Source organism: Enterobacter cloacae complex sp. HYC042_NIDB (assembly GCF_056673315.1).
The window spans coordinates 2,235,479-2,251,070 of record NZ_CP109650.1; the positions used below are offsets into that span (position 1 = coordinate 2,235,479).

The following is a 15,592-nucleotide window of genomic DNA, read 5'->3' on the forward strand; positions in this document are numbered from 1 at the left end:
CTAAGCGCCAGGCGCAGTAATCGTACTTATCACATGTGCCAGCGCGCTTTCGAGCGGCACGGCACTGCGAGAAATTTTAGCCTGCAGGTTGGCGCCTAACCAGAGGGAGTAGAGCACCTGAGCCTGCGTTAAGGGATCCCCGGGGAAGGCGAGCGTATTTTCTTCGCGCCCCTTCGCCAGCGCCTGCGCCAGCAGGGCGATAACGCCGCTGGCGCCTTTATCCATTGCAGTGCGCATATCTTCTGAGAGATCGCACACTTCGGCAGAGAGTTTAACCGTCAGGCATCCGCTGATAATGCCCTGCTGACAGAACTGGTTCAGCGTTTCCTGGTAGTAGTTCAGAACACGATCCCGATAGTTACCTTCCCCCGTGGCGAAGTGGGTCGCGAGGCGCTGGTGGTAAGCAGCATAGTGCCGCTCCAGCATCGCCACGCCAAAGGCCTCTTTGGACCGAAAGTAGTGATAAAACGACCCTTTCGGTACCTCAGCGGTTTTTAATAGCTCGCTCAACCCCATACCGGTGAAGCCGCGGTGCATGCACAGCCGCTCGCCGGTCGCCAGGAGATGTTCGCGCGTGTCGTGTTCAGTATTTCTGCTCATGGACTCACTCTAATAGACCGTTCGGTCTAATGCAAGCGCTGTTACCGGCGACACGCATTCAGAATGTCCAGCTGTTGCTGATAAACGCTTGATTTAACGTCCATCATGCCCAGCACCGTCGAGAATAAATTGTCCTGCGAAACCGCATTTTTTGCTGCGTGGTCGCGTAAACACTGCGCGTTGATGCCAAAGTTTTTCGCATAGTCCGGGGACAGCCAGAACATAAACGGAATGTGCGTCTGCTGCTCCGGCGCCAGCATGTACGGCGTGCCGTGCAGATAAATACCGCTTTCACCGAGCGATTCCCCGTGATCCGAGAGGTAAATCAGCGCGGTGTTCATGTTCGCCTGACGGGCTTTCAGCGCATCAATGGTTTTGCTGACCATGCTGTCGGTATACAGGATGGTATTGTCATAGGTGTTCATCAGCGCCTGATGGTCGCAATCCTGAATTTCGTTGGTGTCGCAGGTGGGGGTGAATTTACGGAAATTATCCGGGTAACGGCGATAGTACGCCGGGCCGTGGCTGCCCATCAGGTGGATAACCAGCACCGTGTCCTGCTTCAGACCGTCCAGCACGTTGTCCAGGCGGTAGAAACTCACGTCATCAATACAGGACTGGTCTTTGCAGAACTGATCCAGCTTCCACTGCGTCATGTCGGTATGGGGAATACGATCGCAGGCACCTTTACAGCCACCGTCGTTGTCGCGCCACAGGAGGTTGATACCCGCATGGTTGAGCACGTCGAGCAGCCCTTCCTGATGGTGCGCCAGGTCGGCATCGTATTTGCTGCGCGTCATACCGGAGAACATGCACGGAACGGATACAGCGGTTTCAGTGCCGCACGAGGAGGCCTGCGGGAAGTTAATCACATCCTGCTTTTTCAGCTCGGGGTTGGTTTCACGCCCGTAGCCATTGAGGGAGTAGTTCGCCGCGCGCGACGCTTCGCCGATGACCAGCACCAGAACGGTTTTCTTCTGCTGACCCGTAATCAGCGCGCCTTTGTGCGCATCTTCGCCAATCCGCACCAGCGTTTGATCGCCGGCAAACCAGCGCATCTTGCTGTATTTCACCACGGCGCTGACGTAGTTCGCCGGAGTGACCATTTTGACGATGCTTTTGTTATTGCGGAACAGCGACGCGTAATCTTTATAAAACACTGCAGCGATAAGAATAATCACCAGCAGGGCACCGAGCATCGCGGCAACACGCGTCAGCAGGGCGTACCACCATTTGCCGGTACGAATGCGGGTCAGCGCCAGCACCAGGGATGGAACAAGACCGGCTATGACAATCCACAGAATCATCTGCGGGGTCACCAGCGCGGTGGCTTCCTGGGAGTTAGTTTCGAACATGTTCACAATCATGTTCTGATCGATGACCGCGCCGTAGGTAAACATAAAGTAAGTTGCCGCAGCGCACCCGACAGTTAAGACGATCATCAGCGGCTTACGGATATACGGGATATTGAGCAGGCTAAATACTATGACCCAGCCACAAAACAGCACCACCGGTACGGATGCGGCGAAGAGAATATCGTGCAGATGCGCAGGGGCAATAATGGCCCAGCTGCGCTGGATAAACAGCCCGTTAAGCAGAGTAAAAAAGAGTGCACAGCCCAGAGTAAATTTTATGTCGTTACATTGTAACTTTTTACTTAACCACATCGATCGTAAAACCTGTCATTGTCATGATGTGGCGAGTATAAAGAGGGAAGATTAGTGAAACCTTAATGCCACAAAACTGTGGTAAAGCCCTTGCACGCGGCGCTTTTAGCGTCTTCACTGTAGGTGAGAGAGGTTAACCGGAGGTGAGTGTGGCAGAGCAACTGGAGTTTTTCCCCATCCAGAGCCCGTGCCGGGGGATTTGTCAGTCAGATGAACGTGGTTATTGCCGCGGGTGCATGCGTACCCGTGACGAGCGTTTTAACTGGCAAAACTTCAGCGACACGCAAAAGCAGGATGTGCTGCGCCTCTGCAGACAGCGACTTCTGCGCAAAATCCGCGCAAACAAAGCCTCTGAGACCGAAGAACCCCAGCAACCTTCACTGTTTTAATGCGGTAATTGCGTATACTCATGACATCACGTCCTTGAGGAAAATGTTATGGTTCAGCGTATTACCCTTGCCCCCCAGGGGCCAGAATTCTCCCGTTTTGTGATGGGCTACTGGCGCCTGATGGACTGGAATATGTCCCCCCTCCAGCTGGCAAGCTTTATTGAAGAGCATATCGATTTAGGGGTAACAACCGTCGATCATGCGGATATTTACGGTGGCTATCAGTGTGAAGCCGCCTTTGGCGAGGCGCTCAAGCTGGTTCCGGCACTCCGGGAGCGCATGGAGATCGTTACCAAATGCGGTATTGCCACCACGGCCAAACCGGAGCATGCCCTCGGCCACTACATCACCGACAGCGCCCATATCATCAAGAGCGCCGAGCAGTCGCTGGTCAATCTGGTAACCGATCGTATCGACCTGCTGCTGATTCACCGTCCGGACCCGCTCATGGATGCCGACGAGGTGGCGGAAGCCTTCCTGAGTCTGCATCAGAGCGGGAAGGTGCGTCACTTCGGCGTCTCCAACTTTACCCCGGCTCAGTTTGCCCTGCTTCAGTCTCGTCTGCCGTTTACGCTCGCCACTAACCAGGTTGAGATCTCCCCGGTGCATCAGCCGCTGCTGCTGGATGGCACGCTCGACCAGCTGCAGCAGCTGCGCATTCGCCCGATGGCCTGGTCGTGCCTCGGCGGTGGACGCCTGTTTAATGATGATGCGTTCCAGCCGCTGCGCAATGAGCTGGAAACCATCGCCCGCGAGCTGAACGCCCAGAGCATAGAGCAGGTGGTTTACGCCTGGATCCTGCGTCTGCCGTCAAAACCGCTGCCGATTATTGGCTCCGGGAAAATTGAACGCGTCCGTTCCGCGCTGGCCGCCGAAGAGCTGCAGATGACCCGCCAGCAGTGGTTCCGCATCCGCAAGGCCGCGCTGGGTTACGACGTGCCTTAAACCGCAAGAAGGTGACTTTCCGGTGAAATCTGTGCCCCTGGTATACACTTAAGGGGCAAAAAATAACCAGCGGAGGTCATATGAAGCGTTTTACTCTGGCATTGGTCACGCTGGTTGTTTGCGCAGGGGCGCAGGCAGCCAGCGACGAAGTAGAAATGAATCTCGTCACCTCACAGGGTGTGGGTCAGTCCATCGGGACGGTGAAAATCACCGAGACCGATAAAGGGCTGGAATTCGCACCCGATCTTAAAGCACTCCCGCCGGGCGAACACGGCTTCCATGTTCATGCCAAAGGGAGCTGTCAGCCAGCCATGAAAGAGGGCAAACCGTCGGCAGCGGAAGCAGCAGGGGGCCACCTCGACCCGCAGAATTCAGGTAAACATGAAGGGCCTGAAGGTATGGGACACCTGGGCGACTTGCCGGTGCTGGTGGTAAACAATGACGGTAAAGCCACGGATCCGGTCGTGGCCCCGCGGCTGAAAAAGCTGGATGAGGTCAAAGGCAAAGCGCTGATGATCCATGTGGGCGGCGATAACATGTCCGATCAGCCTAAACCGCTTGGCGGCGGCGGGGCGCGCTATGCCTGTGGCGTAATCTGATCCCCAATCGTTCCCGGCGGGGGCGCCTGTTCCAGCTGCGACAGCGAGCAGTGCAGGCGCCAGATTATCGAGGCCAAATCGCGGGCTGCGGGAAGATGATGCCGGGCAAGGGTGTCGCAGATCCGCTGCAGTTCAGCCAGTGTGGCCTCCAGAGGCCGCTGCTGAACGCCGCGCTCGCTCATCACATCGCGTAGCAGAGAGATACACACATCACGTACCTGCGACAGCGGATCGGAGCGCGTTTCCCATGCGCGAAGCTGCCAGACCACGTGCGAGCAGTTCAACAGCACCACCCCCCAGCGCAGCAGCCAGCGTCGGGACAGCGCGTCCTGGCTGTTATTTAACTGGCTAACGTGGTGATAAACCAGCGATTCATACTCGCTTTCTTGCAGATGCGGCTTGCGGCTGAGCTGGTCGACAAACCCTCTGCGCAATTCACGGATATGTCGACGGCTTTTGCGTGCGTCAGAGCCGGGACGCAACACCGCGAAGGCCAGCCACGCCAGCCCGACGCCAAGAATCTTTGCCAGGTTGTCATTCAGAAAAGCGGCGTAATCATAAACCGGCGGATTCGTCACGGAGATAAACGAGCCCATAAAGACAATCAGCTGCCCCCACAGACCCGCCAGTTTCGGCATTTGCAGCTTAAGGAGCTGCATCGTAGTTAGCAGCGGAAACAGGAACAGCAGAAACTGCCAGAGATCGCTTATCTGTACCATCAGGCCAAACTTCACCACAAAACTGAACAGTGATAGCAAAACAAGCGTTCGCAGCAGCAACGTAAGCGAGTTAAACGGCGAGGCCGCGACGGAGTAAAGCACGCAGCTGATAGCGGCAAGCGTTAACGCCGCAGAACCTGACTCCCACTGCGTAGTAATGCTCCACGCCCCCACCAGCATCAGTGCGCTGAAGGTGCGAAAACCGCTCCATAGCGCTTCCAGATAATCGGTGTGACGTGCGAGAGCCGGGCTGCCGGGAACGGCGAACTCCGTGACCGGGGTAGCATTCTCTACCGCCTTAATCCAGCGGCTGCTGCGCAGGTATAGCCGACAAAAGTAATTCAGCCGCTGCCAGAAGGCGCGATGGCGATAATCATACTCATCCACCGGGGCGAGCGGGGCGATGATCTTCGCGACGGTATAGATGTCCGCATCCGGTCGCGCGAGCGCCGCGAGCAGGGTTTCGATTACCGCGCGGGTGTTTTCTGGCGGTGTCGGCCAGTTGAGCAGCATTCGGCGCAGACTGGAGATAGCGCTGGTCATACGCAGCTGCTGGTGCAGTAAATAGTTAAGCAGCGTGTTCTGACGGCGAAAACGGTAATGGCTCCAGAACGCCTGAATTCGCAACAGATTCATGGTCAGGATCTGCCCGATAACCTTTTCATGCGCGAGGCGGATGTCATCGCTGGTATCCGGTTGCCACAGCAGGCTCGCATGTTCCAGCAGCCGGGTATGCATGGTTTTCAGCGCAGTGATAAGCGCAGTGCCGTCAGAGGTGCTGGGCAGGATCATCATCATAAATCCGCCGCAGAGGATCCCGACAATGACTTCGCAGACGCGCGCCTGTGCGATATCCCATAGCTCGGTGGTGTCGAGCACGTTCACGACCGGGAAGGCGATAATGGCGGCGGTATAGCCCGCCAGCTGGAAAGCATAGGCCACGTTATTGGTGAAATGGGCGCAGGCCCAGGTACAGCAACCCAGCCATGCCGCCATGCTCAGCAGGAACAGCCATGGATCGTTCAGCGTGTGGCCCGCGATAATTAACGCCGCGGTGGCACCCAGCAGGCTACCTGCGATACGGCCAAGGCTTTTGCTGATCACCCCGCCAACGGTGGGGAAGCTTACCACCGCCGCGGAGGTCATCGCCCAGTAGGGTTCATCCAGGTTCAGATAATAGGCGACAGTTAGCGCCAGGCACATGGCAATGCCGTTACGCAGCGCGTAGCGCCACTGGGGGCGCGTCGCTTTCATCCACGGCGTGTTTTGCCAGGAGAGCGCCTGCAGCTTCATTAACGGGTTCCGATAGAGACAGTGCAGGTGGTGCCGGAAACCAGCGTGATGTCCTCGGGTAAACGGTCAAACTCCACGCGCACAGGCACGCGTTGAGCCAGGCGCACCCACGGTACGTTCGGCTTGATGTCCGGCACCAGCCCGGAATCCGTTTCAACGCTTTGATCGTAAATGGCGCGGCCAATGCTGGAAACGTGACCCTGTAACTTTTGCGGGCCACTATACAGCGTTATGGCGGCGGGTGCGCCTTCACGTATATGACGAAGCTTGGTCTCTTCGAAATAGCCCACGACGTAGAACGAGTGGCTGTCGACGAGAGCAAAAACCGGCTGACCGGCGGTGGCATAATTTCCCACCCGGGCGGAGAGGTTGGTCACCCATCCGTCGACAGGGGCGGTGACCACGGTTTGGGTTAATTCCCACTGCGCCTGCTTCAGCGTGGCCTCAGCCACGTTGACGCTCGCCTGCATGGCCTTGACGTTGATATTGGCGGTATCTAAATCTTCCGCGGAGATGTAGTTTTTCGACAGATGACGGCGGCGATTGGCCTCATTATTGGCCTTTGCAAGGTCAGACTGGGCTTTTGCCAGTTGCGCCTGGGCGTTCAGAATCGCAATGTGATACGGGGTGTCGTCGATGCGGAATAACACCTCTCCCTTTTTAACGTACTGGTTATCCTTAACCAGCAGCGTTGTGATACTTCCCGAGACCTGGGGGGTGATGCTGACCTGCTCAGCGCGAACTTTGCCATCACGGGTCCAGGGGGACTGCATATAATAATTCCACAACCACCATCCAGCAGCCAGGGCGAGGACAAGAACTAACAGGGTGGAAAAGTACTTCAGCGTTTTCAGAGGCATATTCACCACACGATCAGAACAGCAAGGCCCAGGCATACGGAGAGGGCAAACAGGGAGAGATCCATCAGCATGGGGTGCCAGATTTCGCCGGAGTACATCCAGTCGCGAAGCAGGCGATGCGCGATGAGCCAGAGAACAAAGCCCACCAGCACGGCTTTAAACAGGGGAGGAAAGTAGACTGACGCACCGAAGATCAGGTCCTGAAGGGGTAAACCTTCTGAGCGATGAAAAAAGATCACAGGCAGAAATCCTTTGCAGTGAACAGAATGCCGCGTTGGCTTGTCTGAGTATGAAGAAGCATCATAATTCAGTGTAAGTCATACTTTTGAGTCCGATGAATGCAGTATTGCATTTGTTTTGCCAATACAAATGCTGCACACTATTCTAAAATCAGTATAATAACTTAGCAAGCTAATTATAAGGAGATGAAATTGGAATCGCCATTAGGTTCTGATCTGGCAAGGTTGGTACGCGTCTGGCGTGCTCTGATTGACCATCGCCTGAAACCTCTGGAACTGACGCAGACGCATTGGGTCACGTTGCACAACATTCATCAGCTGCCGCCCGACCAGTCGCAAATTCAACTGGCTAAAGCGATAGGCATTGAGCAACCGTCGCTGGTGCGCACGCTTGACCAACTGGAAGAGAAGGGACTGATCTCCCGGCAAACCTGCGCCAGCGATCGTCGCGCCAAGCGCATTAAGCTGACGGAGAAAGCGGCGCCTATCATCACTGAAATGGAAGCGGTGATCACCAAAACGCGCGGTGAAATCCTTTCAGGCGTTTCACCGACGGAGCTGGAAATGCTCATCAGCCTCATTGCGCGCCTTGAGCAAAACATTCACGAGCTACAGTCTCGCGACTGACCAGACAACACGGCCTTGCATCTGCAAGGCCTTGTTTTTACTTAAAGACAACGACGCGGTTACGGCCCGTCTCTTTCGCTTCATACATCGCCTTATCGGCACTTTCCACGCACGCTTCTGCGCTTACCGACGAAGAGGTTGCCGTAAACACCCCCATGCTGATGGTAATCGGCTCTGGTAACTGACCCTCGCTGCTAATTTTATCAAAACCGCTTAGCTTCAACCGAATGCGCTCCGCCACCTGATATGCGTCTTCTGCGGAGGTGTTTGCCAGCATCAGGACAAACTCTTCGCCGCCGATTCGCGCTGCGATATCCTGCGGACGTACGGAGTCCATCAGCAGATTGGCGACAAACTGCAGGACTTTATCTCCCTGCAGGTGACCGTAGTTGTCGTTGATACGCTTGAAACGATCGAGATCGCTGACGATAACCGAAACCGGACGGCTGGGTTTGGCGATGCCCAGCGCCTGGTTTAACGATTCATAAAAATAGCTGCGGTTATAAAGGCGCGTGAGCGGATCGCGAATCGAATTTTGATACGACTGCTGATACTTCAAATGGGAGTCACGATACAACCTGAAGACATCATAGAGCAGCACAAAAATAATAATCAGCGTCGCGACGGTTTCAAATAATCGGGCGCGATACCAGGATATATCTTCTGCATGTCCGCCTACCAACAGCATAGAGAGCGTGACGACATAGCAGACACACAGAAAATTACCGCCTACCCAGAACAGATTACGCACGCGCGTAATAAACATCAGCGTGGCTAGTGTCACGACCCAGAGAACGATTAATGAAATATTAATGCTGTGGCTCCAGAGAACCATAAACTGCCGCGTTTCATTATCAACCAGATCGAGGGATAGAAACGGGGAATGGCTGGAATACATCCAGGCCAGAATCACCATACATGCGGTAAAAAGAAATGAACCGCTAACGATGATGATATGCGCCAACCGTGAAAGGGGCAGATTGCGCGTGGGATAAAGTAATGCCGAAACGATCATCAGCACCGCCATTAAGAGGTGGCGGAACATATAGTAGATCATCGCATCGTTGTAGTTCACAACGTTGAACTGATAGAGATCCAGCCACGCCGGAAAGCTGGTCAATGTTCCGACCATCAGCAAGGCCGAACCGGCAAAGGCAAATGAGATGGCAATCAGATAGAGCCGCCGCTTATCACACCAGTATTTCATTGCCATAAAACAGGCAATAAACAGGTGAAACACGAGTAAAAAAATGGTGAGTGTGGGGAACAAAAGAGGCGAAAAGGATGGAACCCAGTCAACCAGTTTTGAAAATAAAGCCTGTAATATTCCGATGACGACAAAGCAACCGAAACAGAACGAGATATAACGACCTTTTACAGAACGACTATTCGCAAGCATATAAAGTTTTACAAATTAAAATAATTATGAAGAGATGATTGCGAAGAGTTTAATCAATTAGCACGCTAAATACTTTGCGCAGAAACAATATATGGCGCGTTTAATAATGTGTGGGATGAATGTATTCTGTAAATATATTTGTGAGGGTGATATATATTGTAAATGGATGTGGCCTGATGACCACATCCATTTTTAATTAACGCGGAGAAACGGTAACCTGGCTGCCGTTGCTCGCCAGCACGACGCGTTGACCCGCAGAGAAGCGGGTGTTGCCCTGCTTCTGAACAACCATAATGGTGCTGCCGTCGTCTTTACGAATTTCCAGCTCTACGCCCTGGGTTTTGTTCATCGCGCCCTGTACGCCCTGACCCGCGACACCACCCGCTACAGCGCCCGCTGCGGTTGCCAGAGAACGGCCCGTGCCGCCGCCAACGGTATTACCCAGGAAACCACCCAGTACAGCACCGCCGATTGCGCCCATCACGTTGTTTTCATCACCACCCTGAATTTGTACAGGACGGGCGTTAACAACGGTACCGTAAGTCACGCTCTGAACCTGTTTTGCTTCAGAAGCGCTGTAAACGTCGCCAGACAGCGAGCTGTCGTTCACACAGCCAGCCAGGGTTAAACCAATCAGCGAAACGCCCAGTACACGTACAATCATTTGAATCTCCTGTTCACCAAAAACGCCCATCTGGAGGCATCCGTTATGGCTAAATTATATGGCATAAAGAGCCATAGTTCATATCTTTGCACTAACAATAAGAAAATTGTACTTGAATTTGACTTAACGAGACATAAACAGGAGCCACTCGCCATACCGGCAAGACATTGTTAAAAAATATTATCGTCGGATGGCAAAGGAGCGCTGTTTATGGTTGAGTGGATATCCTTAGCCCACGCAACGTAAGGAAAGCGCATGAAATCGGGTCGCTACATTGGTGTGATGTCGGGCACCAGTCTGGATGGGGTAGATGTCGTTCTGGCCGCCATTGACGAACATATGGTGGCACAGCAGGCGAGCCTGACCTGGCCAATCCCCCTTTCGCTGAAAGAGGACATTCTGAGCATCTGTCAGGGGCAGCAGTTAACCCTCTCCCAGCTTGGTCAACTTGATGTTCGGCTGGGTGCGCTGTTTGCGGATGCGGTGCAGGCGTTAATGCAAAAAGAACATCTTCGTCCCCAGGATGTGGTCGCCATCGGGTGTCACGGACAAACCGTCTGGCATGAGCCGACTGGCGACGCGCCGCATACGTTGCAAATCGGCGATAACAACCAGATTGTGGCGAAGACGGGCGTAACGGTCGTCGGGGATTTTCGTCGCCGCGATATTGCCCTTGGCGGCCAGGGCGCGCCGCTGGTGCCTGCCTTCCATCAGGCGTTGCTGGCGCACCCTACAGAACGCCGCATGGTGCTCAACATAGGCGGGATTGCTAACCTCTCAATGCTTATTCCAGGGCAGCCCGTTCGCGGCTACGATACCGGCCCGGGAAATATGTTAATGGATGCCTGGATCTGGCGACAGTGCGGTCAACCTTATGATAAAAACGCCGAGTGGGCGAGCGAGGGCAAAGTGGTTCTCCCGCTGCTGCAGTCCATGCTCAGCGACCCTTATTTTGCCTTACCGGCGCCGAAAAGCACGGGACGAGAATACTTCAACTTTGGCTGGCTCGAGCGCCAGCTTGCGCTGTTCCCGGCACTCGCCCCGCAGGATGTCCAGGCGACGCTTGCCGAATTAACGGCCGTGTCGATCTCTGAGCAAGTGCTGCTCAGCGGCGGCTGCGAACGCCTGCTGGTGTGCGGCGGGGGAAGCCGAAACCCGCTGGTGATGGCGCGTCTTGCCGGGCTGCTGCCGGGCACTGAGGTGACCACGACGGACGAGGCCGGCATCAGCGGGGATGATATGGAAGCGCTGGCTTTCGCCTGGCTTGCCTGGCGCACCATCGCCGGGCTGCCAGGGAATTTGCCGTCGGTAACCGGCGCGCGCGAGGCCAGCGTCCTCGGGGCGATTTTCCCTGCAAATCCTCGTCATAATCAGAGTTAACTGAAATTCAGCGCGGCGCCTCGTCGTTAGAATGGAATAAAACAGGGGGGCAGCCATGCCCTCCAGGACCAGGAAAGTCTTCGGAATACGCCCATGAAAAAACTTCTTCTTATTGCCGCGCCTTTATTGCTGTCAGGATGCAGCGTCTATAACCAGTTCCTTGAGCGCATGCAGACCGATACGCTGGAGTATCGCTGCGATGAAAAACCGCTGACCGTGAAGCTGAATAACCCGCGTCAGGAAGCCAGCTTCGTTTACGATAACAAGCTGCTAACCCTTAAGCAGGGTATCTCGGCCTCCGGAGCGCGTTATTCGGACGGCATCTATGTCTTCTGGTCGAAAGGCGACAGCGCCACGGTCTACAAACGAGACCGCATTGTGCTGAACAACTGCCAGCTTGAAAATCCGAAGCGTTGAGATTTTTACAGGGGCGGCGCACAATAGCGCCACCCAATCTCAAGATCAGCTAACGCCATGTCAGATAACGACGAACTGCAGCAAATTGCGCATCTGCGCCGTGAATACACCAAAGGCGGCCTGCGTCGCCAGGATCTTCCCGCTGAACCCCTCGTGCTTTTTGAGCGCTGGCTGAAACAGGCCTGCGACGCGAAGCTGGCCGACCCAACGGCCATGGTCGTCGCGACGGTAGATGAAAACGGTCAACCGTATCAGCGCATCGTCTTGCTTAAGCATTACGATGAGAAAGGGCTGGTGTTCTATACCAATCTGGGCAGCCGCAAGGCGCACCACTTAGAAAACAACCCGCGCATCAGCCTGCTGTTCCCGTGGCACATGCTGGAACGTCAGGTGATGGTCACCGGTAAAGCGGAACGTCTCTCGACCCTTGAGGTGGTGAAGTATTTCCACAGCCGCCCGCGCGACAGCCAGATTGGCGCCTGGGTATCAAAACAGTCCAGCCGGATCTCTGCCCGTGGCGTGCTGGAAAGTAAATTCCTGGAGCTGAAACAGAAGTTCCAGCAGGGGGAAATTCCGCTGCCGAGCTTCTGGGGCGGCTTCCGCATTCCGATTGAGCAGATGGAATTCTGGCAGGGCGGTGAGCATCGCCTGCATGACCGCTTTTTATACCAGCGCGAGAATGGCGGCTGGAAAATCGACAGACTGGCCCCGTAATCCCCGAAATTTGTTGATTTAAGCGCTAGCGCACACCGCGCTTGCGCTTTATTCTATGGTCCTTTCGCATCAGGCGAAAAGTCGTGTACCGGCAAAGGTGCAGTCGTTTATACATGGAGAATTTGATGGCAAGCAGTAACTTGATTAAACAATTGCAAGAGCGGGGCCTCGTGGCCCAGGTGACGGACGAGGAAGCGTTAGCAGAGCGACTGGCGCAAGGCCCGATCGCGCTCTATTGCGGCTTCGATCCCACCGCTGACAGCTTGCATTTGGGGCATCTTGTTCCATTGTTATGCCTGAAACGCTTCCAGATGGCGGGCCATAAGCCTGTTGCCCTGGTGGGCGGCGCGACCGGTCTGATTGGTGACCCGAGCTTTAAAGCCGCGGAGCGTAAGCTGAATACCGAAGATACCGTGCAGGAGTGGGTGGATAAGATCCGCAAACAGGTTGCACCGTTCCTCGACTTCAACTGTGGTGATAACTCTGCCATTGCTGCTAACAACTACGACTGGTTTGGCGGCATGAACGTGCTGACCTTCCTGCGTGACATCGGCAAGCACTTCTCTGTTAACCAGATGATTAACAAAGAAGCGGTTAAGCAGCGTCTGAACCGTGACGATCAGGGTATCTCCTTTACCGAGTTCTCCTACAACCTGCTGCAGGGCTATGACTTTGCCTGCCTGAACAAGCTGCACGGCGTCTCTCTGCAGATCGGCGGCTCTGACCAGTGGGGGAACATCACCTCCGGTATCGACCTGACCCGTCGTCTGCATCAGAACCAGGTCTTCGGCCTGACCGTTCCACTGATCACCAAAGCAGACGGCACCAAATTCGGTAAAACCGAAGGCGGCGCGGTATGGCTCGATCCGAAGAAAACCAGCCCGTACAAATTCTATCAGTTCTGGATCAACACGGCGGACGCAGATGTTTATCGCTTCCTGAAGTTCTTCACCTTCATGGACATTGCAGAGATCAATGCGCTGGAAGAGGAAGATAAGAACAGCGGTAAAGCGCCGCGTGCCCAGTACGTGCTGGCGGACGAAGTGACCAAACTGGTTCATGGTGAAGAGGGTCTGGCCGCGGCAAAACGCATCACCGCAAGCCTGTTCAACGGTACGCTGAGCGATCTGAGCGAAGCGGACTTCGAACAGCTGGCGCAGGACGGCGTGCCGATGGTCGAGATGGAAAAAGGGGCTGACCTGATGCAGGCGCTGGTGGACTCAGAGCTCCAGCCTTCCCGTGGTCAGGCGCGTAAAACCATCGCCTCCAACGCTATCACCATCAACGGTGAAAAGCAGGCTGATCCGGAATACACCTTCGTTGACGGCGATCGTCTGTATGGCCGCTACACGCTGCTGCGCCGCGGTAAGAAAAACTACTGTCTGGTCTGCTGGAAGTAAGTAAAAGTCTCGAGGGGCGTGGGAAACCACGCCCTTTTTGTTTGTTCAGGGTTTGGTAAGAAAAAGATGAAGAACATCCTCGCCATTCAGTCCCACGTTGTGTTTGGACATGCTGGCAATAGCGCAGCGGAATTCCCAATGCGCCGCCTCGGTGCCAACGTCTGGCCTCTCAATACCGTGCAGTTCTCTAACCACACGCAATACGGCAAATGGACCGGCTGCGTGATGCCGCCTTCGCACCTCACAGAGGTTGTGCAGGGTATTGCGGATATCGACCAGCTCAAGCGCTGCGACGCCGTTCTGAGCGGCTACCTCGGCTCAGCGGAGCAGGGGGAACACATCCTCGGCATCGTCCGTCAGGTGAAAGCGGCAAACCCGGCGGCAAAATATTTCTGCGACCCCGTCATGGGACACCCGGAGAAAGGCTGCATTGTGGCGCCTGGCGTAGCGGAATTTCACGTTCGCCATGCGCTGCCCGCCAGCGATATCATTGCGCCCAACCTGATTGAGCTGGAGATCCTTTGCGAGCATCCGGTTAACAGCGTAGAAGAGGCTGTACGCGCGTCTCGCGAGCTGATAGCCCAGGGGCCTGAGATTGTGCTGGTAAAACATCTCGCCCGCGCAGGGCTGACCCAGGAGCGTTTTGAGATGCTGCTGGTGACGAAAGATGACGCATGGCATATCAGCCGTCCGCTGGTGGATTTCGGCACGCGTCAGCCGGTGGGCGTGGGTGATGTGACCAGCGGGCTGCTGCTGGTGAAACTGTTGCAGGGTGCAACGGTGAGAGACGCGCTGGAGCACGTGACGGCAGCGGTGTACGAAATCATGATTGCGACGAAACAGATGCAGGAATATGAACTGCAGGTGGTCGCGGCACAGGATCGTATCGCGAAGCCGGAGCACTATTTCAGCGCCACACGGCTATAATCGTCCAGAGTTCGTAGGCCGGGTGAGCGTCAGCGCCACCCGGCAACACAGACGCCTCGCTTAATTCAACCCTTCCGCTTTTAGCGCCGCGGCCACCGCTGGACGCTCCGCCACGCGCGCCATATACGATGCGATGTGGTCCAACCCTTCCAGGTTCAGCTTAACCGCACGCGCCCAGCGCAGTACGGTAAATAGGTACGCGTCGGCAATGGTGAAGCGTGAACCACAAATCCACTGATCGTCTTTCAGCGATTCGTTAACATACTGCAGCTTTTTCTCCAGCAGAGCTCGCACGGTAGGCTTGTACTCTTCCGGCGTATCCGGGCGGAAGAGGGGGGTAAAACCTTTGTGCAGCTCGGTGGCGATATAGTTCAACCACTCCAGCGTTTTATAACGTGCGACGCTGCCGGTAGGGGCAAGGAGCTGGCGATCCGGTACGTTGTCCGCCAGGAATTGCATAATCGCCACGCCTTCGGTCAGCAGAGTTCCGTCATCCAGCAGCAGGGCCGGAACCTGCCCTTTTGGGTTAATCGCAAAAAAGTCATCCCCGTTTTCCAGGCGCTTTTTCATCAGATCAACGCCATCCAGCGTGAAATCTTTGCCGCTCTCGCGCAGGGTGATATGGGAAGCAAGAGAGCACGCGCCCGGTTTGTAGAACAGTTTCATCGGTAACTCCTTTTTGCTGAGGTTTCAGCTATGTTAGTGCGCGAAGGGACAAAAAAAAAGCCGCTAATCTCTTAGCGGCTTCTGTTC

The 15,592-nt window shown here is 55.2% G+C and carries 17 protein-coding genes; 9 read left to right on the forward strand and 8 right to left on the reverse strand.

What is annotated here, in order from left to right:
* Together OKF39_RS10745 and eptA are read right to left on the reverse strand one after the other, a co-directional pair.
* Positions 1-600, reverse strand: coding sequence for a TetR/AcrR family transcriptional regulator (locus OKF39_RS10745; protein ID WP_047368408.1), 600 nt, complete (start codon positions 598-600; stop codon positions 1-3).
* A 41-nt stretch (positions 601-641) separates the two neighbouring features.
* The gene (gene eptA / locus OKF39_RS10750) at positions 642-2,267 is read right to left on the reverse strand and encodes a phosphoethanolamine transferase EptA (protein ID WP_479983763.1); all 1,626 of its coding nucleotides are present in this window, start codon (positions 2,265-2,267) and stop codon (positions 642-644) included.
* Positions 2,268-2,416: 149 nt separating this feature from the next.
* Between eptA and OKF39_RS10755 the strand changes: the two genes are divergently transcribed.
* The 3 genes from OKF39_RS10755 (at position 2,417) to sodC (ending at position 4,200) form a co-directional block, all read left to right on the forward strand.
* Positions 2,417-2,656, forward strand: a complete 240-nt coding sequence (locus OKF39_RS10755) for a DUF1289 domain-containing protein (RefSeq protein ID WP_028012898.1) — start codon at positions 2,417-2,419, stop codon at positions 2,654-2,656.
* Positions 2,657-2,704: 48 nt separating this feature from the next.
* A complete protein-coding gene (locus OKF39_RS10760; protein WP_479983764.1) occupies positions 2,705-3,601 on the forward strand; it encodes an aldo/keto reductase in 897 nt (298 codons plus the stop codon).
* A gap of 80 nt (positions 3,602-3,681) precedes the next feature.
* Positions 3,682-4,200, forward strand: coding sequence for a superoxide dismutase [Cu-Zn] SodC (gene sodC / locus OKF39_RS10765; protein WP_028012900.1), 519 nt, complete (start codon positions 3,682-3,684; stop codon positions 4,198-4,200).
* Here the strand turns inward: sodC and OKF39_RS10770 are convergent.
* Genes OKF39_RS10770 through OKF39_RS10780 form a run of 3 tightly spaced genes read right to left on the reverse strand, consistent with a single transcriptional unit; the run spans position 4,179 to position 7,311 of the window.
* Positions 4,179-6,212 (reverse strand): FUSC family protein, encoded by a 2,034-nt coding sequence (locus OKF39_RS10770; protein WP_049138886.1) that lies wholly within the window; start codon positions 6,210-6,212, stop codon positions 4,179-4,181. The two genes, sodC and OKF39_RS10770, sit on opposite strands and share 22 nt — an antisense overlap.
* Complete coding sequence (locus tag OKF39_RS10775; RefSeq protein ID WP_194386143.1) at positions 6,212-7,072, reverse strand: efflux RND transporter periplasmic adaptor subunit; 861 nt, start codon at positions 7,070-7,072, stop codon at positions 6,212-6,214. The genes OKF39_RS10770 and OKF39_RS10775 overlap by 1 nt, the downstream gene beginning before the upstream one ends.
* Positions 7,073-7,074: 2 nt before the next feature.
* A complete protein-coding gene (locus OKF39_RS10780; RefSeq protein ID WP_028012903.1) occupies positions 7,075-7,311 on the reverse strand; it encodes a DUF1656 domain-containing protein in 237 nt (78 codons plus the stop codon).
* A gap of 186 nt (positions 7,312-7,497) precedes the next feature.
* Between OKF39_RS10780 and slyA the strand changes: the two genes are divergently transcribed.
* Complete coding sequence (gene slyA, locus OKF39_RS10785) at positions 7,498-7,938, forward strand: transcriptional regulator SlyA (protein WP_028012904.1); 441 nt, start codon at positions 7,498-7,500, stop codon at positions 7,936-7,938.
* A 37-nt stretch (positions 7,939-7,975) separates the two neighbouring features.
* On the opposite strand, the gene OKF39_RS10790 is transcribed toward slyA, so the two are convergent.
* Positions 7,976-9,337, reverse strand: a complete 1,362-nt coding sequence (locus tag OKF39_RS10790; protein ID WP_047368413.1) for a sensor domain-containing diguanylate cyclase — start codon at positions 9,335-9,337, stop codon at positions 7,976-7,978.
* 196 nt (positions 9,338-9,533) lie between these two features.
* Positions 9,534-10,001, reverse strand: coding sequence for an outer membrane lipoprotein SlyB (gene slyB / locus OKF39_RS10795; RefSeq protein WP_028012906.1), 468 nt, complete (start codon positions 9,999-10,001; stop codon positions 9,534-9,536).
* A gap of 255 nt (positions 10,002-10,256) precedes the next feature.
* Here slyB and anmK point away from each other — a divergent pair, with 255 nt between their 5' ends.
* The 5 genes from anmK (at position 10,257) to pdxY (ending at position 14,839) form a co-directional block, all read left to right on the forward strand.
* Complete coding sequence (gene anmK, locus OKF39_RS10800) at positions 10,257-11,381, forward strand: anhydro-N-acetylmuramic acid kinase (protein ID WP_028012907.1); 1,125 nt, start codon at positions 10,257-10,259, stop codon at positions 11,379-11,381.
* A gap of 93 nt (positions 11,382-11,474) precedes the next feature.
* Positions 11,475-11,798 (forward strand): C-type lysozyme inhibitor, encoded by a 324-nt coding sequence (mliC, locus tag OKF39_RS10805; protein ID WP_028012908.1) that lies wholly within the window; start codon positions 11,475-11,477, stop codon positions 11,796-11,798.
* Between the two features lie 57 nt (positions 11,799-11,855).
* On the forward strand, positions 11,856-12,512 hold the full coding sequence (gene pdxH, locus OKF39_RS10810; RefSeq protein ID WP_028012909.1) for a pyridoxamine 5'-phosphate oxidase: 657 nt from the start codon (positions 11,856-11,858) through the stop codon (positions 12,510-12,512).
* Between the two features lie 125 nt (positions 12,513-12,637).
* A complete protein-coding gene (gene tyrS, locus OKF39_RS10815; protein WP_028012910.1) occupies positions 12,638-13,912 on the forward strand; it encodes a tyrosine--tRNA ligase in 1,275 nt (424 codons plus the stop codon).
* 66 nt (positions 13,913-13,978) lie between these two features.
* Positions 13,979-14,839: a pyridoxal kinase PdxY gene (gene pdxY / locus OKF39_RS10820; RefSeq protein ID WP_048956288.1), complete on the forward strand. Its 861-nt coding sequence runs from the start codon at positions 13,979-13,981 to the stop codon at positions 14,837-14,839.
* A 60-nt stretch (positions 14,840-14,899) separates the two neighbouring features.
* On the opposite strand, the gene gstA is transcribed toward pdxY, so the two are convergent.
* Entirely contained in the window at positions 14,900-15,505 is a 606-nt protein-coding gene (gene gstA, locus OKF39_RS10825; RefSeq protein ID WP_028012912.1) for a glutathione transferase GstA, read from the reverse strand.
* Positions 15,506-15,592 lie beyond the last annotated feature (87 nt).